This is a genomic window from Citrobacter sp. RHB20-C16 (assembly GCF_013890155.1).
Lineage (GTDB): Bacteria > Pseudomonadota > Gammaproteobacteria > Enterobacterales > Enterobacteriaceae > Citrobacter_A > Citrobacter_A amalonaticus.
In genome coordinates this window covers 242,245-267,804 of record NZ_CP057630.1, presented here as the reverse complement: position 1 = coordinate 267,804, position 25,560 = coordinate 242,245, and the positions used below count along the sequence as shown (strand labels likewise).

Below are 25,560 nucleotides of genomic sequence, written 5' to 3'. Positions count from 1 at the left end.
GGAAACTGCCGTTTTTTACAGTGACAGAATGACCTCATCGAGGCAGGCGAACGGGACCGGGCGCGACAGAAAATAGCCCTGTGCGGCAAAGGCAGGAGAACGTTGTACGTCGCGCCACTCTTCCAGCGTTTCCACCCCTTCAACGATCACGCCGCGGCAATAGCGGTTCATCAGTTGCAGCAGCATGGTGAAGAGATTGCGCCCCTCTGGCGTCTGGCGAAGCATCACGAACAGTTCGCGCGCGACTTTAATGTAGTCATAACGGACTTCATTCAGCGCAGAGAAATTCGCCATCCCGGTGCCGAAATCATCCAGCCACAGCGGACCAAATTCGCACATGCTGGCAAACGAGGATTCTTTTGGCAGATGGATATGTTCGACCAGCTCAAAACGCAGCCACGGCATCCTCTCAATCATCTGCACCATGTTGGGTTGCTGGCGCATGGCGAGGAGCGTCGGGCCATCAACATTCACAGAGGCCAGCAATTCATGACGCTGGAAAAAGTCGGTCTTCTGCTCCAGTAGCTGAAGTTGTTCTTTGACGATATCAATGCGATGGCGCACCGCCACCCCGGCAAAATAACGGTCAGGCGCGATACGTTGGGTTGGATTGTCCGGATGCGTCACCACCGTCAACAACTCAACGGCTAACAGGCGTCCGTCGGTCCGGTAAATCGGCTGATAAGTGTAAGCACGCTCGCACTGCAGCCAAAAGCGCCGATCCTGCAAGCTTTCAACGCTCGCCTCGGAATTGCTTCGCTGCTGGATAACCTGGTTTATCATCTCAGATGTCCCGTGATTAAGTGTGTTACTGCCCCGACTCGTCAAAGGTTATCGGCCTTCGGACGGAGAACTTTATGTTCAGCCTCGCGCAAAATCGAAAACGGTTTTGTAAAAATCACTGCAGAATACGGACTGGCTCAAAAAAAAATTTGGAACGTTGTTTTAATATGATTGACCACCTAACACCCACAGCGCACACTAACGCTAACTTTTTTTAAGCAGGTTCACGACTATGTCCAAAAAGATTGCCGTGATTGGCGAATGCATGATTGAGCTGTCACAGAAAGGCGCAGATGTTCAGCGCGGATTCGGTGGCGACACATTGAATACCTCCGTTTACATTGCCCGTCAGGTTGATGCTGCGGCGCTCTCCGTGCACTACGTCACGGCGCTGGGCACGGACAGTTTCAGCCAGCAGATGCTTGAGTCATGGCAAGGCGAAAACGTGGATACCTCGCTGACACAGCGCATGGAAAACCGTCTGCCTGGCCTCTACTACATCGAGACGGACAGCACCGGTGAGCGGACGTTCTATTACTGGCGCAACGAAGCAGCAGCGAAATTCTGGCTGGAGAGCGAACAGTCAGCGGCTATCTGCGAAGAGCTGGCGACCTTTGATTATCTCTACCTGAGCGGTATCAGCCTCGCGATCCTGAGCCCATCCAGCCGCGACAAACTGCTGTCGCTGCTGCGAGAATGCCGCGCCAACGGCGGGAAAGTGATTTTCGACAACAACTATCGTCCGCGCCTGTGGGCCAGCAAAGAAGAGACCCGGCAGGTGTATCAGAAGATGCTGGAATGCACTGATATTGCCTTCCTGACGCTGGACGACGAAGATTTGCTCTGGGGCGTGAAGCCGGTTGAAGAGGTGATCGCCCGGACGCATGCCGCGGGTGTGCAGGAAGTGGTGGTGAAACGCGGTGCGGATTCGTGCCTGGTGTCTGTCGACGGTAACGTACCGATCGACGTTCCTGCGGTGAAACTGCCGAAAGAAAAAGTGATCGATACCACCGCCGCTGGCGACTCGTTCAGCGCCGGGTATCTGGCCGTTCGCCTGACCGGCGGCGATGCAGTTAACGCTGCCAAACGAGGCCACCTGACCGCCAGCACCGTTATTCAGCATCGCGGGGCGATTATCCCACGCGACGCCATGCCGCAGTAAGACCAACGCCGCAGGCGCGGCGTAAACGCCTTATCCGGCCCGGGAAACGCGTTCTTCCAGGCCGGATAAGCGCAGCACCATCAGGCAATCCACCCCTACCGTGCAGCCGGAATATCTGTCACTTCCGGATGCGCATCGTCCGTTTCTGCCGGTGTCGCCGCGGCAGTCACCGGCGCCATGATTTGATCCCACGTCGCCTGCAACTCTTTCATGTTGAATTCCGGTTCGCCTTTCGGCTGTAGCAGAATCAGCGCCATATCCTGCGACAACTGCTGACGCAGATCCTGATTCAACATCTCAACGGTCAGGCTGTTCAGGAAGTCCTGACGCAAACGCTGGTACTGTTCAGGCGCGATATCTACGACCTGATTTTGCAGCGAGCGCAGACGCTGACTGATGAGAATATCGGTATCGGTACGAGCGTAGGTCGCAAACAGTTTCTGCAGTTCCAGATTCTTTTGCGCCACCAGGGCGTTGAACTCTTCTTCCGGCAGGCCGTTATCACGTACCTTCGCCAGTTCACGCGCCACGGTGCTCAGATTGGCGGAAATCTTGTCGTTTGGCGATTCGATGTTGATTGCGCACTGCGCGCGCAGGAACAGCACGCGGCAGTCAAAGCCGAGGCCGATATCTTTCGCGTTGTTCTTACTCAGCGCCTGCTGGACGTGCCAGAACAGCGCCTCACGCGCTAAATCCGCGCGCCAGTAGCGCAACAGCGCGGCAGACTCGCGAATCGGCTGCCACGGCGTATCCCACATGACAGAGAGACGATCCTGGCGCACCGCGTCGGTCATAATGCTCACCGCCTCCGCACGCAACGGCGAGAGCGTCGGCACCGGCGCAGGGGTTTCACGTTTCCCTTTCAGTTCACCAAAGGTTTTGTTGATTTGCTCGGCCACCGACCGCGCATCAACGTTGCCGACAACAATCAGCGTCATCGCGTCTGGGGTGTACCACTTCTGGTAGAACTCATGCACTTTCTCCGCGTCCACCGGCATTTTTACCGGCTCGGCAGGATCGTGACCCAACAGCGCCGACCCTTTCAGACGATAGCGCCACCAGCCGTCTTTCGTATCGACGGGCAGCGTGGTGACCATGTCTTCTGTGTTTAGCGCATGATTGACGACGTCGGGGGTGATCGTCAGTTTGCCCATCGTGTTCGCCAGATAGTTCAGCGACTCTTTCAGCAGGTCGCTGCGGTTATTGGGCAGGCTGAGATTGTACTGTGTGGAGTCGTAAGAGACGGTGACGGGCGGCATCGGACGTTTAGGGTCAAAACCCTGCTGCCACAGTGAACGTGCCTGCGCGGCATCAAGGCCGCCACTTTGGGTTAACGCAATACGGGGAATAAGATGACTGAAACCGCTCTGTTGAGTACTTTCGGCGAGCGAACCGGTATTTACCTGCAGGCGGACCTCGATACGGTCGCTGGGGCGCTGCGGGGTGGCTAACACTTGCCACTGTAAACCATTCGCCAGCGTCCCCTGTTGCCATGCTGGGTCAGGCTGGAGCGCATCTGCCTGCACATAGCCAGCAGTGGCCATCATCAGCAAACCGCCCGCTAAAAGTCGAATTTTTGTGCCCTGCATGTGAACCCCTGATCAACAATCCTGGTAATAAAAAGACAACCCCAGTTGGGCTTGTCTGAATATGACGTTAAAAACACTTCGTGTTAGACCGCAAGAACATGCAAATGTCACGGAAGAAGTGAAATAAACCCGATACCTCCATGTTGAAGGATTCGGGCCCAGGGGTCAATTATGCGCAGGAGCCCGCAGCCCCACAAGGGACTGCGGTCATAAGTATCGAAATTAAGAGGATATTTCGTGCGTTTTGCCTTCAGGTGCACGATTATTCAGCACATCATCAAGCTTCTTGTGGTCCAGTTCCTTCACCCACTTCGCGACCACGACCGTTGCCACGCCGTTACCGACCAGGTTGGTCAGCGCACGGGCTTCAGACATGAAACGGTCGATACCGAGGATAAGCGCCAGACCGGCAACCGGCAGATGGCCAACCGCAGAGATAGTGGCCGCCAGCACGATAAAGCCACTTCCGGTCACGCCCGCCGCCCCTTTCGAGGAGAGCAGCAGTACCACCAGCAGCGTAATCTGATGGAAGATATCCATATGACTGTTGGTGGCCTGGGCGATAAACACCGCCGCCATCGTCAGGTATATCGAGGTTCCATCAAGGTTAAACGAATAGCCGGTGGGAATCACCAGCCCCACAACCGACTTGCGACAGCCAAGCTTTTCCATCTTGTCGAGCATACGCGGTAACGCAGACTCGGAAGAGGACGTTCCCAACACGATCAGCAGTTCTTCACGAATATAGCGGATAAACTTAAAGATGCTGAAGCCTGTTGCACGGGCGATCGAACCCAGCACAACAACCACAAACAGGATACAGGTGATGTAGAAGCAAACAATCAGTTGCCCCAACTGCACCAGCGTACCCACGCCATATTTACCGATGGTAAACGCCATCGCCCCGAACGCCCCGATTGGCGCCAGACGCATGATCATGTTGATGATGCCGAAAATGACCTGCGAGAAGCTTTCAATGACGTTGAAAATCAGTTGGCCTTTGCTGCCCAGACGATGCAGGGCAAACCCAAACATCACCGCAAACAGCAGAACCTGCAAGATGTTACCACTGGCAAAGGCGCCAATGACGCTGCCCGGGATAATATCCATCAGGAAGCCTACGATTCCCTGGTCTTTTGCCTGTTCGGCGTAAATCGCTACCGCTTTCGCATCCAGCGTTGCCGGATCAACGTTCATCCCGGCACCGGGCTGCACCACGTTAACGATGATGAGACCAATGATCAGCGCAATCGTACTGACAATCTCAAAGTAAAGCAGCGCAACTGCACCTGTACGGCCCACCGCTTTCATACTTTCCATGCCTGCAATGCCAGTCACGACAGTACAGAAGATAACCGGTGCGATGACCATCTTGATCAGCTTAACGAACGCGTCGCCAAGCGGTTTCATTTGTGCGCCTAATTCAGGGTAGTAATGGCCAAGGAGAATACCAATGGCAATTGCTGTCAGGACCTGAAAGTAGAGACTTTTAAACAGAGAGATTTTCATAGGGTGTCCTTGAAGTAAAAACCACAGGTCTTATAAGGTTTTGGTTAACCTGCGGCCTTAAAATAACACCCAGACAACATCACAGAAATGCACCAGGATCATAATTGAAACAAAAATGTTAAAAACCTTGAGCTGGCTCGCACAAGCCGGACCTTTTTAAAGTATTGTAATCACATCAATTGTGCTTCAGATAACGTTCTTCGAAGGTTTCAGCGGGTACCGCACGGGCATAAAGGAAGCCCTGAGCGATTTCAACCCCCGCCTGCGCCAGCCATTCACGCTGCGCTTCGGTCTCGACGCCTTCCGCCACCATCTGCAAATTCAGACTGCGCGCCAGCAGGATAATCGCCGAGACCATGCTGTTATCTTCCGGCAGGCCATCGACAAACATTTTGTCGATTTTCAGCACGTCGATGGGCAGGGATTTCATGTGCTGGAGCTGGCGCAGCCCCGCGTAGCCCATGCCAAAATCGTCCAGCGCGATACGCACGCCGGCGTTACGCAACGGACGCAGTATCGCCACGGCGGCATGCGGGTCGTCGATCCGCCGACTCTCCGTCACTTCCAGAATGAGCGTACCCGGCTGGATACGATAACGACTTAACAGTTCCAGCATGTCTGACACCATATTCGGGTGCATCAACTGGAGTGCTGACAGATTGACCGACAGCGGCAGCGTGATCCCCCGTTCCTGCCAGGCTGCGAGCTGACGACAAGACTCTTCCAACACCCAGTGGCCCACGGTGACCATCAGGCCGCAGGACTCAATCCGCTCAATCAACCCTTCCGGCAATTCCCAGCTCCCGTCCGGCTGCTGCATACGCAGCAACGCTTCGGCGCTGACCACGTTGCCGCTGCTCATCTCCACCTGAGGCTGCAACCAGAGGGCAAAGCGGTGATTGTCCAGCGCGGTGAGAATATCGCTCTCCTCGGTCAGCCGTTTCTGGGCGATTGCCATCTGCTCAGGATCGAAGAACTGAATCTGATTTTTGCCCTTGCGCCGGGCGGTAAACGCTGCGGATACCGCGCGCCCATAGAGCTGTTCGGCGCTGAGATCGCCGTAATACATCGCCACGCCAATGCAGCAGCTTGGGCGAAGTTGGATCCCCTGCACCGGCAATCGCTCATTGATGATAGTGAGTACTTGCTGACCTAGTGTGATCGCGTGCCACGGCTCTTTGACGCCGTGAGCGATAATGGCAAAATCGTAACCGCTGATCTGCGCGAGCACCATTCTCGGTGACAGCACCGATTTCAGTTTCTCCACCAGCGTCAGCAGCAGAATTTCCCGCTGCGCCTCTTTCAGCACGCCCGCCGTATCGCGCAGCGTTTCACAGGTGACAATCATCAGCGCCGTGGTGTGCTGACGCGACACGACCTGCTCGAGCAGCCCCATCAGGAACGCTTTGTTCGGCAGGTCAGAGACCGGAAAACGCATCGCGTTATCCGTCTGCTCTTCGCTGTGGCGCTGGACCAGTTGTTGATTGAGGTTGTAGCTGCGCACCAGCAGACCAATCTCATCGTCATGATGCAGACGCGGCAACGCCAGCTGATGTCCAATCAAATCCTGTTGCGGAATGTTATTCAGCTCGCGGGCAATTTTGCGCAGCGGGTGCAGAATCAGGCGATTCACGCACCAGCTAATGGCGACTGTTAGCATCAGGGATAAAAGTAAGTAAATGGTCACTAACGTAGACAGCGTGCTCATCACAAACTTATACATGCGGAATGAGTCGGCCTGGAGCACCAGATATGCCAGCGGTTGCGGATTTGCAGGACGTTCAAGTGAATAGACAGGCAGCGAGATCTGCACCGGCAGTTCGAAGAGTCGGGTTATCATGACCGGAACGGGCCGTTCAGGGATAAAGCTCATGCGCAGCGCCTGAAACTGATTCGGTAGCACCACATCGGCCCGTTGCACCACCCCCGCCGGTTTGATACTGGCAAGAATCGCTTCGGCTCCGGGAATATCGGCTTTTAAAATTGAGGCAGACAGCGGTTCACGTACCGAACGGGCAATACTTTCCAGTTGCGTCGCCGTGTTGTAGCGGTTCTGCTGCACCAGATGAAACAGCAAAACGGTACAAAACAGAAACACAAACACCATGACAACGGCAGCCACCATTGCCATCTGCTTAATTGTTAACGAGCGACTGACGCGCAATATTGTCTCCCCCGGATATCCCAGATTGCCGCCCGAGTATACCCGATCGCGGCGGCATTGAGAGAGGCTGTGTCTGAAAAGGATTTTTCTGATTACCAGTCCGCGTAAGGCACCAGCGGCTGCGGCGGTAAATCCATATCGCCCTGCCAGCCTGCGGCGGAATAACGAACATACAGCAGTAAATGGCTAGGCGCGTAGTCTTTTGCCTGTTGAATATCCACCGCGGTCCCGACAAACCAGTTCGAGGTCACCCGACGCTCAATCAGCGCCCGCGCGGTATAACCAAAGCCCTGGCTGCTTCCACCACCGTTAGTTTGGTCGATGGCTTCCTGGTGGTAATCCGACGGAATCAGATTCAACAACGGATAACGCGGCATGGTTTTGGTGCGCGAATGCGACCAGGAAACCGAACCGCCCAGTTCCCAGGACCAGTTTTCCGTCCGCTGACGCCACATTACCGGCACCGCGAAGGACAGGTATTCCTGCGGACTGTAGTAGCCACCGTGGCCCAGCGAATAACCGCTCAGGTCTTTGTCGTAGTGCCAGATCATATTGTTCAGACCTACGGTGACACGGCGATTATTCTCGTTGATGATTTTGTAGTAGTAACCCGTCATCCACCGGACGCGCCAGTTATCCTCGACATTTTTCCCGGTTAACCGATCGGCGCCGAGTGAAGCCCAGACGCCGTTGGCTTCACCTTTGTCGTAGCTGAGGCTAATCCCGCCGCCATCGGCACGAACGCCACCCCATTTTTTACCGGTGTTGACGTCGTTGCTGTCGCCGTTGTGGCTCTGCGCATCTTTCTGTCCGCCAAAGGCCAGCAGCGAACTGGAAATCGGACGACGGTGCGCGTTCAGGGTATAACCCAACGGCCCAATGTCATTGCTGTAACTGACGCCGCCGACCACATCGACAACGTTGAAGCCCATCGGCGTGGTGCCGATATCCCAACTCCAGGTGTCATTCTTCCAGCCAACAGCGACGCTCGCCCCCGTGTCCGACTGGCTGCGACTGCCGCTACAGTCTTCCAGCGTACAGGTGCCCCAGTTATTCTTGTAGCGACCATTGTCATCAGTCGAGAAGCTACCTGCATTCATGTTGACCAGATCGGTACGGAAGAACATACGACCGTCCGAATACGGCGCATCCACATGCAACATAGTGGTATGCGCTTTTAGATCAGAATAGCCGCCGGTACCGCTCGATCCCCAGTAGTCATGCTCCAGCGTGACGTTCAGATCCTGTTGACGATACAAATCCGCCGCATCGCTGCGCACGCCACGCTTCAGCCAGTCATCTTTTTCATCGTTACGGGTCAGACGGGTAAAGGTGTCATTATCCTGCGGACGCGTTGGCGTAATGCCGGACGCCACCATCGCATCTTTGTACGTATCCAGCGCCTGTTGCGGCTCGCCGCTCTGCGCCTGGAAATGCGCGGCGTCACGCAGCACCATTGCGCTTTCCATTGATGGCGGCTGCGCTTTGGCCTGCGGAATCAACGTATTGAAGGTCTGTTGTGCCGCAGCGGTATCGCCAAGCTGCATTTGTGCCAGCGCGATTCGCCGCTGCATGTTGATTGACGGCGTCTGCGTTGCGGGCAGTTTTGCCAGTTGCGCTCGCGCGGCAGGCTTGTCGCCCTGGGCGATGTACACTTCCGTCAGCCCCAGCATCGCATCGACGTTATCCGGTTCGCGCGCCAGCACGGCGTCGTATGAACCTCGCGCCGCATTGTATTCCCCGCGCTGCTGCGCCCAGTCGGCCAGCGTTAAATCGAGACGGGTGGAGGCAGGCTGTTGGCGTAACAACGCTTCAGCCTCAGCCTCCCGGCCGCTGTCGCGCAGACGATTCGCCGTTTCCAGCACCTGGTTGCTTTGCAGGCGATCGGCCAGTTCCTGAATGTTGCTGTTCCACTGACTGCGCGGCAGGCTGTTGATATGCGCCAACGCCGCCCGATCCTGATCATTGCCGGACAGGTACAGCCCATACGCATACACCTGTTCCGGATCGTTGGGTTTCTGACGCGCCAGCGCGCTCATCTGCGCATCAGCCTGACTACGCTGCCCGGCCTGCCATAGATCGCGTGACAGACGATAGGTTATCCAGACGCTCCCCGGATCCAGCGCCAGTCGGCGGCGTTGCAGTTCCGCGGCCTGTGCCCAGTTGCCCTGGTTCTCCAGCGTTTCGGCCTGCTGGGCCAGACGATCGTTTTCCAGTCCGCGTTCAATATCATCAATGCTGCGACGCTGGCTGGCAGAGAGCGTGGCGATAAACGCAGAGGCTTTCTCCGGCGACTGCGCGCGATAGAGGTTTGCCAGACCGCGTACGGCATTGGTATTACCGCTGTCCATGCGCAACGTCTGCTGGTAATAGCGCTCGGCAGCCGGATAATCTTTCCGCGCCATTGCTGCATCGCCCAGCCCCAGTACCGCATAGCTGTCGGTATTGTCGATGTTTCTGGCCTGTTGATAGAGACGTTCAGCCTGGTCAATATTGTTGGCTTTGAGCGCGGCATCACCCTGCTGAATCGCCAGCCAGTAACTGTTCACTTTCAGCAGGCTTTCCCACTTGCTGCGACTCCCGCTCTGCGGATCCATCGCCAGCGCTTTCTTAAACTGCGCAACGGCGCTGGCGCGATCGCCTCGCTGAGAGTAGGCCTGCCCCAGTGCACCCACGGCTTCGCTGTCGTTTTGGTTGGCTCTCACCGCCTGCTGTAATTCTGAAACCGCCCGTCCGCCCTGGCCTGCGTCGACTGCCGCCAGCCCCTGCGCACGCGCGCGGAATGTCGGATCGGAAAGCTGTTTTTGCTGTTCGCTAAGCTTACTGCGTGCCGCAGCCACGCTGTCCCCCTCACTGAATACCGTGAGGTATTTTTGCAGCGCCTTCACGCTGGCATCGCTGACCGGCAGATCTTTGATCTGGGTGTACCAGATCGTGGACGCGGCATTCCGCCCGGTGTTGGATTTCGCCATCTGCTCCAGAACCACAAAGCCTTCGGCCGGGCGATCGTTATCAAACAACAGCTGTGCCAGCGTATTTTGCAATGTGTTATTGCCCGGACTGCGGGCGTTAATCGCCTTGAGCTGATTAATCGCCTGATTGCGGCGGGCCGGAATTTTTGCCACCGCGCTCCAGTACTCCACTTCCAGGTCGCCTTCCGGCGGGTTGCCCTTGAATAACTTATCATAGGCGGCAACCGCCTCTGCGGCATGCCCGGTTGTCGCCTGTAGACGCGCCTGCTGTAACGACTGACGCCCATCCGGCGTCGCTAACAGCATGGTGGTTTGCGACGATTTATAGGCATTAGAACCCGGCGCTAATTGAGAAAGTCGATCAAGCTGTTTCTGCGCGCCGTCGTTATCGCCCTGACGCAGCAGGTAACGAAAGCGAGCGGCAATGACGTCAGGATTATTCGGGTCCATCAGTTCGAGGCGATAGAGCGACTGGCGCACCAGATCTTCGCGGTGCGTTGCTTCTCCCAGCCGCACCTGCTCCAGCAACTGCTGTTGCGCCGACGGCGCGGCGTCGGCAAAGGACATCAGGGCAATGCCGAGTGAAACCCCGAGTAAACTTAATTTGAACTTGCGCATTCCTGGCCCCAGTCAGGTAGTAACTCACCTTTGGCGGTGAAGCGATAACGATGCTGATCCCACCCTTGTCCGAAGAGGGTTAGCACGTAGCTGTAATAGGCATCGCTGCCGGGGAAATGGTCTGTTACGCGCTGTCGCTGCACCGCTTGTGCGTCGCGGTTTTGCAGGAAAGGCAGTAAGGCCGCAGAAAAGCCTACCGGGCCATTGCCCTGCGCTTTGCCGCTGGCGACGTCCACTTTCTCCGGCGGGAGACCGTTTTTAGTTGTCAGGGTTGCCATCGGTTTGAATTTTGCCAGCAGCCGTGCTTTCTGCGGGTCGCCGTCATGCATCATACCCACCCACAGATAGACGCGAATTGCGTCGTAACTGCTGACCAGCGTTTTCTCTGCCTTCAGTTGCCAGCCTTTGTTTTTCTCGTAACGAACCCAGTCCGGTGAGAAACCTTTCGGCGCCGTTTCTAACAGCAGTCGCTGGTTGGTTTCACGCAGAGTGGACCATGGCGCACCGAAACGGGTGAAATACTGCGCCAGCTGCGGTGGCAGATAGCTCGGATTAAAGCGCCAGGTGCTGGCGTCGGCAAAACCAATCTTGCCGGGTAACAGCATGGAGCCCAGCCCCGGCACCGTCACCACTTCTTCGCTGGCAATGCGTTTCAACAAGGCTTTGCCGATCTCGGTATAGCGCGGTTCTTTCCACAAGCGTCCCGCCTCCAGCAGCGACCACGCGATCCAGATATCACCGTCAGAAGCAGAGTTGCTATCCAGCACCGCCCAGGTGGAGGGATCTTTCTGCCCCCACAGCCAGGCGGGCAGATGATCTTTTAGTGAACCTTGTGCCAGATTATTCTCTGTCCATGCCAGCAGCGTATCAAAAGCCTGGCGATCGTTAGCGGCGAGGGCAAAGAACATCGCATAGCTTTGCCCTTCCGAGGTGGTGATTTTGCGTGCGTCGCTGGGATCAATCACCCGCCCTTCCTGACTGATGTAATCCTTTTTAAATTGATCCCACTCAGGCCAGGTACAGGCCGCCTGTACACTCAGCGCGGCCAGCATTAACACCATGACTATCCCACTTCGCAACGCGTTCATTATTTATCACTCATGATCCGGATCGAGACGGCGGCGACTGATGATGCGCAGCAGACGCCACAGCACCCAGGCCAGTAATACCACACTGATCGCCGCCAGCACCGCTAACAGCACCGGATGGTTAGCCAGCGCGTACCACAGACGTTCAAACCACGGCAGGTGACCCACATAGTAGATCTCGCCGACGCGTAAACTGCTCACGCCAGATTCACGGATCACCGAGACGGAACCAAACATCGCCGCCCGTTTGCCGCTGTCATTGATGGCCTGGTTCAGCAACTCATAGCCGCGCGGACTATCCGCCAGCAGCGCCACCACGCTACGCTGATCGTGAAACGGCGACTGGAAGCCGACGACCGCTGCCATCGGTCCACTCGACGTTACCGTCGCCTGCGCATCCGCTTTGCGATCGGCTTCATCCGGCATGATGCTCGGGAACGTCGTCTGGCGCATTGGGGTTTTCACCCAGCTTTCTGCCGCCTGAACCAGCAGGTCGATACGCTTGTCGTCTTTCAGTTTGTCCGGGATCGAGCCGATAATCAGGATGTCCGCATCTTTGCCCTGAATCTGGCTGCTGTCATCGGTGATAGTCAGGTTAATCGCCGGGAAGCCGGTTTGCGCGCCAATAGTGCCTGTCGCGTCGAGCAGTGTTTCCATCTGCGCTTCGTTCGGCGTTTTCGGCATCACGGTGAGGGTTTCCGACAGATCCGCCATGCGGCTGAACGGGAAGCCCGCGTTCGCAAACGCGCGCAGATCCGGCATCGCTATGAAGTGGTAGTACTTCGAGAAGTCGATGGTGGAGTCGTCGCCAATCACCACATGGTTCGGCACCGGCTGGAAGGTAATACAGTTTTCAACCGAGCCGCCCGGCATCGGGTTCATGTACTCGAAGTCAAACCGCAACTGGTTCATCGCGCCCAGCTTCAGCGCCGGAATGGCGACGTCCGTTTTCCCGTCCAGCAGTCCTTGCAGCACTGGCAGACGCAGTAGCAGACGGTTGCTCTTCTCATTGCTGGTCAGACTAAAGGCTTGCAGGAACTGGTTGTTCAGACTGATATCCATGCGCGAACTGTCTTTGGTCGGCGGCGTGGTGTAACGGTAATTGAGATTCATATCAATACCGGTACTGCGCAGTAGATAGAGATCCGGCGGCAGGTTCAGCGAGACGTTGATCGCGGCAGGTTCCATCCCGGTGGACTGCAACTGCTCTTCATAGGTTTTCAGTTCACCGAAGGTGACCGGGCGATCGGTGCGCACCCAGTTTGGCGCATCGTACGGTTTACGCGGCAGCAGCGGTTTCACCTCGTTGACTTCCACACGGCTCCCGCGGAAGAGAATATTGCCCTGGGCGATCCCTTTCGCGGCCTGCAGCAGATCGTTGTCGTCACGACCGAACACCACCAGCAGTTTCACGTAAGGGTTATCCGGATGGCTGATCATTTCGATCACCGGCGCTTTCACCGGCGGATGTTCACGCAGGAAATCAGGTCGCTTGTCGTTAGTGGCAAAGACGATCGCATTACGATCTGGCAGCGTGTTGTACAGCACCGGGAAGTGCTGGCCTCGCCAGCCCGCCCGGGAACCAAACCAGGACGATACGATCGACGCAGCCTGTTGCAGGGTACGATCCGGCGAGCCGGCAAAGACCATGGGCAGCGTCACCGCGCGGTTGTCGCGTGGATCGAAGAACGGTACCGGGAAGTGCGAGAGATCGTTTTGCACTTCCAGCGTCTGGTAGGTGAGGTCCAGCATGCTGCTGCGACCGACGTCCAGCCACAGCGTACTGCTGGCCGGGTTTTCACAAACTTGCTGATAGTGGCCGACAAACTCCAGCCGCACACGGTTAAAGTCGGTGATAAACAATGGGTTGATCGGCATTTGCGCCAGCGTCTTTTTGCCCAACTGTTCCTGGGTGACCGGCAGCACGCCCATCAGCTCATCGTTCAGATAGACCTTGAGCTGCGACTGTATCGGCAGCAGGGATGGCGACGGGGTGTACTCCAGATTCAGCACGGCTCTGGAGACCACTTCATCGCTACGCATGCCAAATTCAATACTGCCATTAGGGTTCACGCCACGCAGCACCATGCTGCCCGGCGGCGGCGCGATCTGCGCAAACGTCAGTTTCACGTCACGGGATGGGCCATTCTGCGCCACAATCGGCGCATCAGCTCCCTGAACGCCCGGCATCACCTGACCCACCGGCTGATTTTCATCTGCCTGTGCAGGGGCGGCCGCCGCCGGGGCCACGGTTGGCTCAGTGTTTATCAATGGTTGCGTTGCCGGCGTCGCATTCGTCATGAATGAAGGGATTGCGCTCATCCCCATTGCCACTGCACAAATCCAGGAAAGTTTTCTTTTCATCGCGTTATCATCATTGTTGAGCCATAACCTGATCCGGCTGTTGCACCGCCACCTCGTCCTGCTCCGGACGGCGTGGAATGAACGACACAACCCAGGAAACCAGAGAAGTCAGAGACCGGAAAACTATTTTCACGGAAGATGGGGAGAATTCCGCAAGATGGCGATAGCCACGGAAACCCAGCTTCAGAATATCCAACAGGCTTTCCAGCGGCTTATCTTCCGGATAGCTGTCCTGCCAGAGCGCCCATGTATCAGCACGGGCAAACGTACACTGCACAAAATCGATATGCTGTTTGGTGGTCAGCGGCATCAGTTGCAGCCCCACCTGTTCACCCCAAACGCGCGCTACCTGTGTCGGGAAGACATATTCCTGCTGGCCGCGTTTGAGCAGTAAATTCACCTTCTGCCCTTCCAGCACCTGGGCCTGACCGTTGATCTTGATCCCCAGACCGCCGTCGGAGAAATCATGGACGGTGCACGAGAACAGATGTCCGTCCTCACGGGCAATCGCCGCTGGCATAGAAATTTCAACACGGTGTGAGCGGCGAACCTGTTTACTTTCAACCGATACCGCCACCGCGCCGCCGAGGATAATCAGGTTGTAGAACACCCACACCAGGCTGACGATAACAGTCAGCATTTCGTTTTCCGGCCCGTAGAAGTAACGCCAGACGCCGACCGCCACACCGAACAGGTTAAGCAGTACCAGGTAGATGTACGGACGGGAAATCACCCAGTCGACATACTCTTCTTCTACCAGTCCACCCTTTGCAGTGACGTTAAACTTCCCTTTGTGCGGGTTGATCAGCGCCACCAGCGTCGGCGGCGCAATGTACCAGGCCAGCACCGTTTCGTAGATCTCACTCCAGAAGGAGTGGCGGTACTTGCCCTGAATCTTCGAGTTGGTCAGGCTGGCGTGAACCATGTGCGGCAGGACGAACAGCGCAATCATCAGCGCGGGCGCATAGATGATGTAAGCATGCAGTAGCAGGAACGCCAGCGGAGCGGTCAGGAAGATCAGCCGTGGAACACCTGACAGGAAGTGGAACATGGCATTGACGTAACATAATCGCTGAGCGAACTTCAGCCCTTTGCCGGTCAAGGGGTTATCGAGTCGGAAAATCTGTACCATCCCGCGCGCCCAGCGAATACGTTGACCGATGTGGGCAGACAAACTTTCGGTCGCCAGCCCTGCCGCCTGCGGAATGCGCATGTACGCGGAGGTATAACCGCGACGGTGCAGACGCAGCGACGTATGCGCATCCTCAGTCACCGTCTCAACGGCAATACCACCAATTTCATCGAGCGGTTTACGGCGAATCACCGCACAAGAACCGCAGAAGAAGGTGGCATCCCACATGTCATTACCGTCCTGTACCAGACCGTAAAACAGCGTGCCTTCGTTTGGCGTCTTGCGAAAACGCCCGAGGTTACGTTCAAACGGGTCCGGGGAGAAGAAGTGGTGCGGCGTCTGCATCATCGCCAGCTTCTTGTCTTTCAGGAACCATCCCATCGTCATTTGCAGGAACGAACGCGTCGGCACGTGGTCGCAGTCAAAGATCGAAACGAACTCGCCTTTGGCGTATTTCAGTGCATTGTTAATGTTCCCGGCTTTGGCGTGCTCATGGGTGGTGCGGGCGATATATTTCACCCCCACGGTCTGGGCGAACTGGCGGAACTCTTCACGTCCGCCATCGTCGAGGATCCAGATATTGAGCTTATCTTTCGGCCAGTCGATACCCAGCGACGCGTAAATGGTGTTCTTCACTACGTGCAGATCTTCGTTGTAAGTCGGCACAAAGATATCGACCGACGGCCACTGCGACATATCTTTTGGCAGCGGCACCGGCTGACGGTTCAGCGGCCAGACGACCTGGAAGTAACCCAGCACCAGCACAATCCACGCATAGGTTTCGGCAAACAGCAGGATCAACCCGCAGACCAGACTCACCGGATCGTCCCAGTTCAGCGTGGAGGTATAGCGCCACCAGATATAGCGGCACGATACCGTCAGCGACAGCACAATCAGCATCAGCGCGGAGAAGCGCCCCGGCATGCGGCGCACGATCAGCGCAACGCCCCACAGCAGTATTAGGAAGATGAATTGCGCCAGCGGGTTAAACGGCTGGGTCACGCATATCAGCGCCAGAATCAACGAAAAAGTGACAATAATCCCGATGATAAAGCGACGCGCGCCAGAGCTCAGGTGACCAAGCTCTTTTTGTTTATCCAGGTGCGTGGTGTTTTGCGTCACGCGTCCCGGTAGCGCATCCATCCACTGGTGATAACGCCCTCTGACGCCTTGCAGACGGGAGAAGGTTTGCCAGCGAGGCTGCGTCGTCTCCTGACGCCGCGAGGTCGCCATCAGCCAGAGGGTCTGAATGGCATAACGGGCAGGATCTAACGGGCGCGGGCGCGCGGCGTTGATATGAGGATAGAGCACTTTACGCTCGGCACGGATACGCTGCCAGCGCGGGTGCTCCAGCGGGATGAAGACCCATGCGAGAATCACCCACAGGCAACCCAGCGCCGCGCTGAAAGGCGACGCGCCATGACGACGATAACCCTGATAGCGCTCGCTTAAGCGGGCGCTCACCGGCGGAATAAGCAACCACCGGGACAGGACACTCATGATGCGCTCCCGACAGGAGTTTTTTGACCTGCGTAATGTAATAAACACCAGTTTGCCAGCGTCAGCACTTCTTCTGCGGCCAGTGAGTCACTGCGGTATTCCCCCAACGGCTGTTTGACCGCCATGCACTCAGCCATCGCTTCATCGCGGTGAATCACCATCGGCAGCAGACGACGCTGACTCTGTAGCCAGACCTGGTAGAGATCGTCCTGCAACTGGCTGCCAACACGTAAGTCGTTAATTAAAATATGCGCGCCCGCCGGCAGCGATTGCTGATGCAAACGGACATGGCAGTTGGTGTCGGCTTTGACAATCGCCAGCGTGTGGTCGCACTCATTGACCAGTTGTCGGGTTAACGGCGCGGAACCCGGCGGCAGATCCAGTAAAATCCATGAGTAACGCCCACTCTCTTTCAGCGCACGGATGCCCGCCGCGATGCCGCCCAGTCGTTCCAGCCAGCGGTCAGGATATTCCCGCTCCTGCGCCGTCAGTTGACCAAACGGCAGCAAATCAAGCTGCGAGGTATAACGCATCCCGCCTTCCTGCCAGTCACGACCATCAAGTATCGCTCTGGCCCAACCGTCGCGATGAGAAAAATCGACGTTGAATGACAGGCGCAACAAATTATCGGGGCTGGTATCCACAACCAGGACGTTTTCCCCTAATAATTGCAATGACCAGGCCAGTGCAGCCGCGATCGACGTCGTGCCCACTCCGCCTCGTATGCCCTGAAGTCCCAGAATGGCCATCCACGGCTTCCTTATTGTTGTTGCGCAAATTCAGCCAACAGCGGCCAGCGTTTAATCGCGGCGGCGAGCTGTTCACGCTGGGAAATATCAGTGTAATCAAATTCTGGCAATGAAAAAGCCTGGCTTAATGCCAGGAAGTCGTTTTGAAAGGTATAGCCCAATGTTGAATCAGTTTGCGTGCCGGGTTCGTTGTCAGACATTTTGTTTTATCCCTTTGAATAGACTCGCCATGCTTCAAACATTTTTTCTTTTCGCATTCCGCTTCGTTCTCACCGAAATTCGGCAAGGCCAGATGTTGCTCATTTTCTGTCTTGTTGTTTCGTGAAAATACGCGTCATGGAATCGGAAAGGCCGATGTTACAAGGCTTCTTGCTCGCCAAATCGATTCACATGCTAAATCTGATACGTTTTAATTTCAATGTTAGGTTTATTTCTGAGCTTTCGCTAGTAAACTGATAAACAGATAAAATAGCGACCCGAGGAACGCTGTGGACCCTGTATTTTCAATTGGCATCTCATCATTATGGGATGAACTACGCCATATGCCAGCCGGCGGAGTCTGGTGGGTTAACACCGATCGCGTTGAAGACGCTATCAGCCTGGCGAATCAAACGATTGCCTTTCAGACCGAGACGGCAAAAGTCGCGGGCATTTCCATGGGCAGCGATCCCGGTAAGATATTCAAATTAGATGAATCTCACGGTCCGGAAAAAATTCAGTTATTTTCCATGCCAAATTCGGAAAAGGGTCTACAATTTATGACCCGCGATTTGCTGTGTTCCGTGGACCCGACGCATTACTTATTCATTCTTATTTGCGCAAATAACGGCTGGCAAAATATACCAGCTGAACGTTTGCGTCTGTGGCTGGATAAAATGAATAAATGGACGCGTCTCCATCACTGTTCTGTAGTGGTGCTTAACCCCGGCAATAATAACGATAAACAATTCTCTCTTTTAATGGGGGAATATCGCTCGCTTTATGGCCTCGCCAGTATGCGCTATCAGGGCGATCAGCATTTGTTTGATATTGCCTTCTGGTGTAATGAAAAAGGGGTTAGCGCTCGTCAGCAACTCACCGTCCGCCATCATGAAGGGCAGTGGGAACTGGTGCAAAAAGAAGAGGCAGAAATCCAGCCCCGTAGCGATGAAAAGCAGATCCTGAGTAATGTCGCCGTGCTGGAAGGGGCGCCGCCACTCTCCGAGCACTGGAAATTATTCGATAATAATGAAGCTTTATTCAATGAGGCGCGTACCGCACAGGCGGCAACGTTGATCTTTTCGCTTCAGCAAAACAGCCAGATTGAGCCCCTGGCACGGAGCATCCATACTCTGCGTCGCCAACGCGGAAGCGCGCTGAAAATCCTTGTGCGGGAAAACATCGCCAGCCTGCGCGCCACCGACGAACGCCTGCTATTAGGCTGCGGTGCCAATATGGTGATTCCGTGGAACGCGCCACTCTCGCGCTGTCTGACGCTGATTGAAAGCGTTCAGGGTCAGCAATTTAGTCGCTACGTGCCGGAAGATATCACGACGCTGCTGTCGATGACCCAGCCGATGAAACTGCGCGGTTTCCAGAAATGGGACGTGTTCTGTGAAGCGGTAAATAACATGATGAGCAACACCCTGCTGCCTGCCGACGGGAAAGGGGTGATGGTGGCGCTGCGGCCCGTTCCGGGTATCCGCGTTGAACAAGCCTTAACGATGTGTCGCCCGCACCGTACCGGCGATATCGTCACTATTGGCGGCAACCGCCTGGTGCTGTTCTTGTCGTTTTGCCGCGTCAACGATCTCGATACCGCGCTCAATCATATCTTCCCACTCCCGACCGGCGATCTCTTTTCTAACCGCATGGTCTGGTTTGAAGATAATCTCATCAGCGCTGAGCTGGTGCAGATGCGCTTACTGGCGCCAGAACAGTGGGGACAACCGTTGCCGCTGACCCAAAACGTGAAACCCGTCATCAATGCCGAGCATGACGGCAAGACGTGGCGGCGTATTCCGCAACCGCTACGCTTACTGGACGATGAAACGGAGCGCTCATCATGATGACTATCAGCGATATCCTGCAAATCATCGTTGTTTGTGCACTGATTTTCTTCCCGCTGGGGTATCTGGCGCGCCATTCACTGCGCCGGATCAGCAATACGACCCGGCTGTTATTTGCAAAACCTCGTTATGTTAAACCGGCCGGAACATTGCGCCGCACGGTGATTTCCAGGGCAACGAAAAAATGACTCAACAAACACAAAACGCATCACTGCCTTCACCTCTCTGGCAATACTGGCGCGGTCTTTCTGGCTGGAACTTCTATTTTCTGGTCAAGTTCGGCCTGCTCTGGGCGGGCTATCTGAATTTTCACCCGCTGCTGAATCTGGTCTTTATGGCCTTCCTGCTGATGCCGATTCCGCGTTACAGCCTGCATCGCATGCGTCACTGGGTCGCCATTCCGATCGGTTTTGCTCTGTTCTGGCACGACACCTGGCTGCCAGGCCCGGAAAGTATTATGAGCCAGGGCTCGCAGGTGGCAGGCTTTAGCACGGACTATTTACTCGATCTTGCCACGCGCTTTATCAACTGGCAGATGATTGGCGCCATGTTTGTCCTGCTGGTCGCGTGGCTGTTTTTATCACAATGGATTCGGGTTACCGCTTTCGTGGTGGCGATTCTGGTCTGGCTTAACGTCCTGACGCTGGCGGGTCCGAGTTTCTCTTTGTGGCCGGCGGGTCAACCGACGACCACGGTGACCACCACGGGCGGTACGGCAGCAGAAACGGTCGCGACCGCTGGAGGAGCACCGGTCGTTGGTGATATCCCGGCACAAACCGCACCGCCGACCTCGGCGAATCTCAACGCATGGTTGAATACGTTCTACAATGCGGAAGCGAAGCGCAAAACGCCTTTCCCATCAGCGCTCCCTGCCGATGCGCAGCCGTTTGAACTGTTAGTCATCAATATCTGCTCACTCTCCTGGTCCGATATTGAAGCTGCAGGGCTGATGTCGCACCCGCTGTGGTCGCACTTCGATATCCAGTTTAAACACTTCAATTCCGCCACGTCGTACAGCGGCCCGGCGGCGATTCGTCTGCTACGCGCCAGTTGCGGACAGCCCTCGCACACGAACCTGTATCAACCCGCAGGCAATGAATGCTATCTGTTTGATAACCTGTCAAAACTGGGCTTTACGCAGCACCTGATGATGGGCCATAACGGCGAATTCGGCGGCTTCCTGAAAGAGGTTCGTGAAAATGGCGGCATGCAGGCTGAACTGATGGATCAGAAAGGCTTACCTGCGCCGCTGCTGGGCTTTGATGGTTCCCCGGTGTATGACGACACCGCCGTGCTACAGCGGTGGATGGAAACCACGGAAAAAGATAAGGACTCCCGTAGCGCCACTTTCTACAACACCCTGCCGCTCCACGACGGTAACCACTATCCCGGCGTCAGTAAAACGGCGGATTACAAAGCGCGTGCGCAGAAATTCTTTGATGAACTGGATGCGTTCTTCACCGAGCTGGAGAAATCGGGTCGTAAGGTAATGGTGGTTGTCGTACCGGAACACGGCGGCGCGCTGAAAGGCGACAGAATGCAGGTCTCTGGCCTGCGTGATATTCCGAGCCCCTCGATCACCAACGTCCCGGCTGGCGTGAAATTCTTCGGCATGAAAGCGCCGCATCAGGGTGCGCCGATCGTCATTAATCAGCCAAGTAGCTATCTGGCCATTTCTGATCTGGTGGTACGCGTGCTTGACGGTAAGATCTTCTCCGAAGACAGCGTGGACTGGGCAAAACTCACCAGCAACCTGCCACAAACGGCTGTGGTCTCGGAAAACGCCAACGCGGTGGTTATCCAGTATCAGGACAAACCGTACGTCCGTCTGAATGGCGGCGACTGGGTGCCATATCCGCAATAACGAAAAAGGCCGCAAGGATCGCCCTTGCGGCCTGGTTCGGGCGCATGTTGCCACTGCGGCAGGCAGACGCCCATCAGCGCATTACTTCCTGCTACGTAGCCAGTTCACAACCATACCCGCAATGATACCGGCAATGGCTGGAGCCGCTATACCCTAAATAATTCGAGTTGCAGGAAGGCGGCAAGGGAGTGAATCCCCAGGAGCTTTCTCTGGTAAGTGACTGGGGTGAGCGAGCGCAGCTAACGCACCTGCAACTTGAAGTATGACGGGTATAAATCATGCCAGAAAGCCATGCCTGGCTGAGTCAACGCCATATCGCCGCCTGTGTTGCAATGGCAACCGTTCGCGGCTATCCTTGAGTCGTTGAGGTTCAAGGTAAGCCCCCGTTTAGTTGCCAGGTTTATACCAGACAACGTGCGGGGGTTTTCTCTTTCCAGCAACTCACGCCGCCAGGGATCAAGCCCCCGCAACGCTGCGCCTCACCGGGAAACACCGGCTTACCGCCGATTCTACGATAACCCGCCAGGCCCGACATCCAACATGCTTTCGCTTTGCGCGACGCCTCGCAATCAGCCAACTGGCAGAGACCTACACTCTTCTGTAGAATTGCGTCCCCTCGCGGTCATCAAGCCGTGACGGCTCTTTTTGGCAGGGGACTCCATGCAGCACGACACATCACCACTTTCCGATCACCGCGTATCCGGCAAACCGGCGTCGCAGAGTTTACCGTTTACCCGCTACGATTTTGGCTGGGTGTTGCTGTGCATCGGCATGGCGATTGGCGCAGGAACGGTATTAATGCCGGTGCAGATTGGGTTAAAAGGCATCTGGGTCTTTATTACTGCCTCTTTGATTGCCTATCCGGCCACCTGGATCGTGCAGGATATCTACCTGAAAACGCTCTCCGAGAGCGAAACCTGTAACGACTATACCGATGTCATCAGCCATTACCTGGGGAAAAACTGGGGCGTCTTTCTTGGCGTGATCTACTTCCTGATGATTATCCACGGCATATTTATTTACTCGCTTTCCGTGGTGTTCGACAGCGCGTCGTACATTCGCACCTTCGGTCTGACTGACGCCGACCTTTCGCAGTCATTGATCTACAAGGTGGCAATTTTTGCGGCGCTGGTGGCGATCGCCTCCGGCGGCGAGAAGTTGCTTTTTAAAATCTCCGGCCCAATGGTGGTGGTGAAAGTCGGTATCATCGTGGTGTTTGGACTGGCGATGATCCCACACTGGAACCTGAGCAATATCACCGCTTTCCCGCAAGCTTCGGTGTTCTTTCGCGACGTGTTGCTCACCATTCCGTTCTGCTTCTTTTCGGCAGTCTTCATTCAGGTTCTTAATCCGATGAATATTGCCTATCGCAAACGTGAAGCGGACAGACTCCTGGCAACCCGCATGGCGATTCGCACGCACCGTATCAGCTATATCACGCTCATTGCGGTGATCCTGTTTTTCTCCTTCTCGTTTACCTTCTCCATCACCCACGAGGAGGCGGTCTCCGCCTTTGAGCAAAACATTTCGGCGCTGGCGTTAGCCGCGCAGGTTATTCCAGGCCCGATTATCCACATCACCTCGACGGTGCTGAATATCTTTGCGGTGCTGACGGCGTTCTTTGGGATCTACCTGGGGTTCCACGAGGCGATGAAGGGCATCATTTTGAATGTGCTGGGGCGCATCGTTAACGTCGGAAATATTCCTCCGCGCATCATTACGCTGGGTATTTGCGCGTTTATTGTCACCACGCTGGTGATTTGGGTTTCGTTCCGCGTCTCCGTGCTGGTGTTCTTCCAGCTCGGCAGCCCGCTGTACGGGATTGTCTCCTGCCTGATTCCGTTCTTCCTGATTTATAAAGTCAGCCAGTTGGAAAAACTGCGCGGCCTGAAAAGCTGGCTGATTTTGCTGTACGGCGTTTTGCTCTGTTTGTCGCCGCTACTGAAGCTGATCGAGTAAATGCCTTACCTGGCCTACAAATCACCGTAGGCCAGGTAAGGCGAAGCCGCCATCAGGCACTTTTGTCAGATCGCTGTCTTCTGCGGGTTCTCATCCTGGTCAACCGCAAAACAGGCGACCAGTTGACCGTCGTAGTCTTTCAACTGCGGCTGCAACTGGGTGCAGGGGCCGAAGCGACGACGGCAGCGGGCGTTGAAGGCGCAACCCGGCGGCGGATTCAGCGGGCTGGGCAGCTCGCCGGTCAGTTTGATGCGCTCACGGCGCTCGTCCGGATTCAGACGCGGCGTGGCGGAGAGCAGTGCCTGGGTATACGGGTGACGCGGGTTATTGAAGATCTGATCCTTCGTCCCCTTCTCCACACAACGGCCTAAGTACATCACCATCACTTCATCCGCAATGTGTTCGACGACCGACAGGTCGTGGGAGATAAAGACGTAGGACAGCCCCAGTTCCTGCTGCAAATCCATCATCAGGTTCAGCACCTGCGCACGGACAGAAACATCGAGCGCAGAGACCGGTTCATCGGCAATCACCACATCCGGATCGAGCATCAGCCCACGGGCAATGGCGATACGCTGGCGCTGACCGCCGGAGAACATGTGCGGATAGCGATCGTAGTGCTCGGTTTTCAGCCCCACTTTCGCCATCATCGCCAGCGCTTTTTCACGGCGCTGCTCTTTGCTCAGCGAAGTGTTGATCAGCAGCGGCTCTTCCAGAATCTGACCCACTTTCTTACGCGGATTCAGTGAACCATACGGGTTCTGGAACACAATCTGGATTTTCTGCCGACGCAGTTTCTGCGCATGCGGATCGTGCTTAAGAAGATCCTGTCCCTGGTAATACAGTTCACCGCCGGTCGGCGTTTCAATCATCGTCAGCAGACGGCCAAGCGTGGATTTCCCGCAGCCGGATTCGCCCACTACCGCCAGCGTTTTGCCGCGTTCAAGGGTAAAAGAGACCCCATCGAGCGCTTTCACCAGACGTTCAGGGGAGAAAATTCCCTTCTTCACCGGGTAGTGTTTTTTCAGGTCGATCGCCTGCAACAGCGGTTGTTGCGAGGTGGCCTCATGCGTACTCATAGTGTGGGCCTCCCGGCATCATCGAGTGGGTAATGACATTTCGACTGACGACCGCCATCCAGCAGGGCCAGTTCAGGTTCTTCACTGCGGCATTTGTCCGTTGCATAGGGGCAACGCGGGTTCAGCAGACAGCCCAACGGGCGGTCATATTTCCCCGGCACCACGCCAGGTAGTGAGGCCAGTCGCGCTTTATCCTGAGCAAACTCCGGCAACGCGCGCAGCAACGCCTGGGTGTAAGGATGACGCGGTGCGCGGAAAATATCGTGCGCCGCCCCCGTTTCCACCACCTGGCCGGCGTACATGACAATGATTTTGTGCGCGGCTTCCGCCACCAGCGCCAGGTCATGAGTGATGAGCACCAACGCCATGTTCTCTTTCTGCTGCAGTTCCAGCAGCAGCTCGATGATTTGCGCCTGGATGGTCACATCCAGCGCCGTCGTCGGTTCATCGGCAATCAACAGCTTCGGTCGACAGGCAATTGCCATCGCGATCATCACGCGCTGGCTCATCCCACCGGAAAGCTGGTGCGGATACACGTCCAGACGCGAGGCCGGATCGGGGATCCCCACCTGGTTCAGCAGGTCAATCGCCCGCTGACGACGGGTTTGCTTGTTACCGCCCTGATGCACCTTGATCGCTTCCATAATCTGGAAACCGACGGTGTAGCACGGATTCAGGCTGGTCATCGGGTCCTGGAAAATCATCGCCACTTCGGCGCCAACCAGATTACGGCGCTCTTTCTCAGAAATACGCTTCAGGTCCTGGCCGTTGAACAGCAGATTTTCCGCCATCACGCGGCCTGGATAATCAATCAGCCCCATAATCGCCAGCGAACTGACCGATTTTCCTGAGCCTGACTCACCGACAATACCAACCACTTCGCCCTGATTCACACTGTAGCTGATGCGGTCTACGGCGCGAAATTCGGAACCAACATCGCCGAAATGCACCGATAATTTATCTACATTTAATAACGCCAT

17 protein-coding genes and 1 pseudogene are annotated in these 25,560 nt (G+C 55.9%); 5 read left to right on the top strand and 13 right to left on the bottom strand.

What is annotated here, in order from left to right; genetic code table 11:
• Window positions 1-15 precede the first annotated feature (15 nt).
• The gene (gene pdeH / locus HVX64_RS01230) at window positions 16-783 is read right to left on the bottom strand and encodes a cyclic-guanylate-specific phosphodiesterase (protein WP_042998540.1); all 768 of its coding nucleotides are present in this window, start codon (window positions 781-783) and stop codon (window positions 16-18) included.
• Window positions 784-1,015: 232 nt separating this feature from the next.
• Between pdeH and HVX64_RS01225 the strand changes: the two genes are divergently transcribed.
• Entirely contained in the window at window positions 1,016-1,945 is a 930-nt protein-coding gene (locus tag HVX64_RS01225) for a sugar kinase (RefSeq protein WP_044253719.1), read from the top strand.
• 95 nt (window positions 1,946-2,040) lie between these two features.
• On the opposite strand, the gene HVX64_RS01220 is transcribed toward HVX64_RS01225, so the two are convergent.
• The 9 genes from HVX64_RS01220 to bcsR all read right to left on the bottom strand — a co-directional run bounded on the left by HVX64_RS01220 (window position 2,041) and on the right by bcsR (window position 17,830).
• A complete protein-coding gene (locus HVX64_RS01220; protein WP_042998542.1) occupies window positions 2,041-3,534 on the bottom strand; it encodes a pitrilysin family protein in 1,494 nt (497 codons plus the stop codon).
• Between the two features lie 222 nt (window positions 3,535-3,756).
• Window positions 3,757-5,043 carry a C4-dicarboxylate transporter DctC gene (gene dctA / locus HVX64_RS01215; protein WP_042323143.1) on the bottom strand — a complete coding sequence of 429 codons (1,287 nt, stop codon included), beginning with the start codon at window positions 5,041-5,043 and terminating at the stop codon, window positions 3,757-3,759.
• 175 nt (window positions 5,044-5,218) lie between these two features.
• Window positions 5,219-7,207 carry a biofilm formation regulator HmsP gene (gene hmsP, locus HVX64_RS01210; protein ID WP_072040055.1) on the bottom strand — a complete coding sequence of 663 codons (1,989 nt, stop codon included), beginning with the start codon at window positions 7,205-7,207 and terminating at the stop codon, window positions 5,219-5,221.
• Window positions 7,208-7,299: 92 nt separating this feature from the next.
• Window positions 7,300-10,797: a cellulose synthase complex outer membrane protein BcsC gene (gene bcsC / locus HVX64_RS01205; RefSeq protein WP_044253725.1), complete on the bottom strand. Its 3,498-nt coding sequence runs from the start codon at window positions 10,795-10,797 to the stop codon at window positions 7,300-7,302.
• The gene (gene bcsZ, locus HVX64_RS01200; RefSeq protein WP_044253728.1) at window positions 10,779-11,885 is read right to left on the bottom strand and encodes a cellulose synthase complex periplasmic endoglucanase BcsZ; all 1,107 of its coding nucleotides are present in this window, start codon (window positions 11,883-11,885) and stop codon (window positions 10,779-10,781) included. Before bcsZ ends, bcsC begins: the two co-directional genes overlap by 19 nt.
• Window positions 11,886-11,891: 6 nt before the next feature.
• Window positions 11,892-14,249 (bottom strand): cellulose biosynthesis cyclic di-GMP-binding regulatory protein BcsB, encoded by a 2,358-nt coding sequence (gene bcsB, locus HVX64_RS01195; protein ID WP_044253730.1) that lies wholly within the window; start codon window positions 14,247-14,249, stop codon window positions 11,892-11,894.
• Between the two features lie 10 nt (window positions 14,250-14,259).
• A complete protein-coding gene (gene bcsA, locus HVX64_RS01190; protein ID WP_044253732.1) occupies window positions 14,260-16,881 on the bottom strand; it encodes a UDP-forming cellulose synthase catalytic subunit in 2,622 nt (873 codons plus the stop codon).
• Window positions 16,878-17,630: a cellulose biosynthesis protein BcsQ gene (bcsQ, locus tag HVX64_RS01185; protein WP_044253734.1), complete on the bottom strand. Its 753-nt coding sequence runs from the start codon at window positions 17,628-17,630 to the stop codon at window positions 16,878-16,880. The genes bcsA and bcsQ overlap by 4 nt, the downstream gene beginning before the upstream one ends.
• A gap of 11 nt (window positions 17,631-17,641) precedes the next feature.
• Window positions 17,642-17,830 carry a cellulose biosynthesis protein BcsR gene (bcsR, locus tag HVX64_RS01180; protein ID WP_042323607.1) on the bottom strand — a complete coding sequence of 63 codons (189 nt, stop codon included), beginning with the start codon at window positions 17,828-17,830 and terminating at the stop codon, window positions 17,642-17,644.
• 288 nt (window positions 17,831-18,118) lie between these two features.
• Between bcsR and bcsE the strand changes: the two genes are divergently transcribed.
• The 3 genes from bcsE to bcsG are packed head-to-tail and all read left to right on the top strand — an operon-like array spanning window position 18,119 to window position 21,542.
• On the top strand, window positions 18,119-19,678 hold the full coding sequence (gene bcsE / locus HVX64_RS01175; RefSeq protein WP_044253737.1) for a cellulose biosynthesis c-di-GMP-binding protein BcsE: 1,560 nt from the start codon (window positions 18,119-18,121) through the stop codon (window positions 19,676-19,678).
• The gene (gene bcsF, locus HVX64_RS01170) at window positions 19,675-19,866 is read left to right on the top strand and encodes a cellulose biosynthesis protein BcsF (RefSeq protein WP_042323160.1); all 192 of its coding nucleotides are present in this window, start codon (window positions 19,675-19,677) and stop codon (window positions 19,864-19,866) included. The genes bcsE and bcsF overlap by 4 nt, the downstream gene beginning before the upstream one ends.
• Entirely contained in the window at window positions 19,863-21,542 is a 1,680-nt protein-coding gene (gene bcsG, locus HVX64_RS01165) for a cellulose biosynthesis protein BcsG (protein WP_044253740.1), read from the top strand. The genes bcsF and bcsG overlap by 4 nt, the downstream gene beginning before the upstream one ends.
• A gap of 81 nt (window positions 21,543-21,623) precedes the next feature.
• Here bcsG and HVX64_RS01160 read toward each other — a convergent pair.
• A pseudogene (locus tag HVX64_RS01160) lies at window positions 21,624-21,692 on the bottom strand (type I toxin-antitoxin system toxin Ldr family protein); the annotation flags it as partial.
• Window positions 21,693-22,202: 510 nt separating this feature from the next.
• On the opposite strand from HVX64_RS01160, the gene HVX64_RS01155 reads away from it, so the two are divergent.
• The gene (locus HVX64_RS01155; RefSeq protein WP_044253742.1) at window positions 22,203-23,501 is read left to right on the top strand and encodes an amino acid permease; all 1,299 of its coding nucleotides are present in this window, start codon (window positions 22,203-22,205) and stop codon (window positions 23,499-23,501) included.
• 65 nt (window positions 23,502-23,566) lie between these two features.
• On the opposite strand, the gene dppF is transcribed toward HVX64_RS01155, so the two are convergent.
• Window positions 23,567-24,580 (bottom strand): dipeptide ABC transporter ATP-binding subunit DppF, encoded by a 1,014-nt coding sequence (gene dppF / locus HVX64_RS01150; RefSeq protein WP_042998553.1) that lies wholly within the window; start codon window positions 24,578-24,580, stop codon window positions 23,567-23,569.
• Window positions 24,577-25,560 carry a dipeptide ABC transporter ATP-binding protein gene (gene dppD, locus HVX64_RS01145; protein WP_042998554.1) on the bottom strand — a complete coding sequence of 328 codons (984 nt, stop codon included), beginning with the start codon at window positions 25,558-25,560 and terminating at the stop codon, window positions 24,577-24,579. Before dppD ends, dppF begins: the two co-directional genes overlap by 4 nt.

Excerpts from the sequence above, each read along its gene's own strand:
- HVX64_RS01220 (WP_042998542.1), bottom strand. The coding sequence starts at position 3,534 with ATGCAGGGCACAAAAATTCGACTTTTAGCGGGCGGTTTGCTGATGATG.
- HVX64_RS01225 (WP_044253719.1), top strand. The coding sequence starts at position 1,016 with ATGTCCAAAAAGATTGCCGTGATTGGCGAATGCATGATTGAGCTGTCA.
- HVX64_RS01155 (WP_044253742.1), top strand. The coding sequence starts at position 22,203 with ATGCAGCACGACACATCACCACTTTCCGATCACCGCGTATCCGGCAAA.
- dppD (WP_042998554.1), bottom strand. The coding sequence starts at position 25,560 with ATGGCGTTATTAAATGTAGATAAATTATCGGTGCATTTCGGCGATGTT.
- bcsF (WP_042323160.1), top strand. The coding sequence starts at position 19,675 with ATGATGACTATCAGCGATATCCTGCAAATCATCGTTGTTTGTGCACTG.
- bcsA (WP_044253732.1), bottom strand. The coding sequence starts at position 16,881 with ATGAGTGTCCTGTCCCGGTGGTTGCTTATTCCGCCGGTGAGCGCCCGC.
- bcsZ (WP_044253728.1), bottom strand. The coding sequence starts at position 11,885 with ATGAACGCGTTGCGAAGTGGGATAGTCATGGTGTTAATGCTGGCCGCG.
- bcsG (WP_044253740.1), top strand. The coding sequence starts at position 19,863 with ATGACTCAACAAACACAAAACGCATCACTGCCTTCACCTCTCTGGCAA.
- bcsQ (WP_044253734.1), bottom strand. The coding sequence starts at position 17,630 with ATGGCCATTCTGGGACTTCAGGGCATACGAGGCGGAGTGGGCACGACG.
- bcsR (WP_042323607.1), bottom strand. The coding sequence starts at position 17,830 with ATGTCTGACAACGAACCCGGCACGCAAACTGATTCAACATTGGGCTAT.
- bcsB (WP_044253730.1), bottom strand. The coding sequence starts at position 14,249 with ATGAAAAGAAAACTTTCCTGGATTTGTGCAGTGGCAATGGGGATGAGC.
- pdeH (WP_042998540.1), bottom strand. The coding sequence starts at position 783 with ATGATAAACCAGGTTATCCAGCAGCGAAGCAATTCCGAGGCGAGCGTT.
- dctA (WP_042323143.1), bottom strand. The coding sequence starts at position 5,043 with ATGAAAATCTCTCTGTTTAAAAGTCTCTACTTTCAGGTCCTGACAGCA.
- dppF (WP_042998553.1), bottom strand. The coding sequence starts at position 24,580 with ATGAGTACGCATGAGGCCACCTCGCAACAACCGCTGTTGCAGGCGATC.
- bcsC (WP_044253725.1), bottom strand. The coding sequence starts at position 10,797 with ATGCGCAAGTTCAAATTAAGTTTACTCGGGGTTTCACTCGGCATTGCC.